This window comes from Vibrio sp. 704 (genome assembly GCF_033339295.1).
Genome location: NZ_JAWOUH010000660.1, coordinates 1 through 610, shown reverse-complemented (window position 1 = coordinate 610; position 610 = coordinate 1). Strand labels below are relative to the sequence as shown.

Below are 610 nucleotides of genomic sequence, written 5' to 3'. Positions count from 1 at the left end.
GCTTTTTATCCCCTTGAGTAAGATCAATAACTTCGCGCACCGTAAACTTTTGAGCGGCTTTGGTCAGAACAATTAACTCCGAACCATCACGTAAATAAAGCGTTTCACCATCCGGTGTTAAGAGCATCTGTTGGGGAGCGTCAAAGCCCGCAGAAAAGGAGAAATCAATCGTGGTTGGAGCGACGCCTAGCGCAGACTTCTCTTGCCAACGCGCTTTGACTTTCCCGCTGCGAGTCTGCCAAACAATAGTTGGAGTTTGCGTTGATGCACTGAAGACAAATTGAGTCACAGGATCTCGCGCGTCGGTAAGCGTCAAATTCATATCCGTCGACAACGCCACCACTTCTGGCGGACGAGTATTTTCTCTCAACGTCGCGTTGAATTCTGGCTTGAAGATATGTGCTAGACCTTGATCATCCACTAATCCATACCAACCAAGGCCAGGAGCCGATTGAGAAAAAGATACCGGATTAGTCGCTAACTGTTGAGTATAAATGGCGGGCTTGTCAGGTGCGTCCATCGACAAATATTGAATCTCACCACTTTGCGTTAAAACGAAAGCAAGTTGTGAATAGTCATCGACAGAAATGGCCAAAGGCATGCCCACTTG

Annotated in this window: 1 pseudogene; it reads right to left on the bottom strand. The window is 47.4% G+C overall.

Annotation, left to right across the window (positions count from 1 at the left end):
• Positions 1 to 610 (bottom strand): annotated as a pseudogene (locus R7R24_RS28360) (phosphate ABC transporter permease); the annotation flags it as partial.